At 63.8% G+C, this 1,090-nt stretch carries 1 protein-coding gene; it reads left to right on the forward strand.

Annotated features, from left to right (window positions below):
- Positions 1-766, forward strand: a 766-nt coding sequence (locus ACIRS4_RS38680) for a serine hydrolase domain-containing protein (protein ID WP_404205026.1), incomplete at its 5' end; no start/stop codon positions are given.
- Positions 767-1,090: the final 324 nt, after the last annotated feature.

A 1,090-nucleotide genomic window follows, 5' to 3' on the forward strand; every position in this document is an offset into this window, starting at 1 on the left:
CCACACCAGCGGACTGGAGTACCCGAATCCGTACCAGCTGGCCTCCCCGGAGGACTACCACCGCTATGCCCTCGATGTCCCAACCTCGCCCGAACAGGTGGTGGCCACCGCTGTCCAGAGCCCGCCGACCTTCGCCCCCGGAACCGGCTGGCGCTACAGCAACACCGGCTACCTGCTGGCGGGCATGATCATCGACAAAGTCACCGGCACACCGTGGTACGAGGAGGTCCGAAACAGGATCATCACTCCTCTCGGCCTCGAACACACCAGCTACCCCGGCAACACGGTCACGATCCCCGCCCCGCACGCCACCGGATACACGCAATGGCCCACAGGCGGATTGGTTGACACCACCGACAACCGGATCGGCCTGTTCGCCGCCTCCGCGGGCGCGCTGATCACCACCACAGCCGACCTCAACACCTTCTTCCGGGCATTGCTCGGCGGCAAACTCTTGAAGCCCGAACAACTCGCCGAAATGAAGAAGACCGTCGACACCGACTCCGAGGTCAAATCGATCTTCCCCGGCGCCCGCTACGGCCTGGGCCTGTTCTCGATCGAATTGTCCTGCGGTGGACGGTATTGGATGCACGGCGGCGACATCCCCGGCTACAAAACCAGAGACGGCGTCACCGACGACGGTACTCGCAGCGTCGTGGTGTCCATGTCCACCCTCCTGCAAGACACCGAAGCCCACCAGATCGCCCAGGAAAACGCCGCCATGGTCCTCGTCGACCACGCGTTGTGCCGTACGGGAAACAACTAACTTCCCCTCCGACGCCGTATCCCGGTCCGCCCGAGGCGGATCCACCGAGGCAATCGACGCACCGCGTGCCGTAATCCGGCACCTGCGGGATGCAGTCGGTGTACCGCCGAAAACCGCCACTTGCCCGCCCGGTGGCGGTTGGTGGTTGCGTTCGTGGCGATTGGGGTCACGGGGGTGGTTGGTGAGGCTACGACGATGTGGCTGGGGTTCACCGTTCTGTTCGCGATTCTGATCGGGGGAATCGTGTTCGAGAACAAGGTTATTCGGCGCAAGGTGCGGTGAGCTGGTTCGAACGAGTTCGGGTCAGTTGCCGATCAGCTGGGA

This window comes from Streptomyces sp. NPDC101166 (genome assembly GCF_044768125.1).
Lineage (GTDB): Bacteria > Actinomycetota > Actinomycetes > Streptomycetales > Streptomycetaceae > Streptomyces.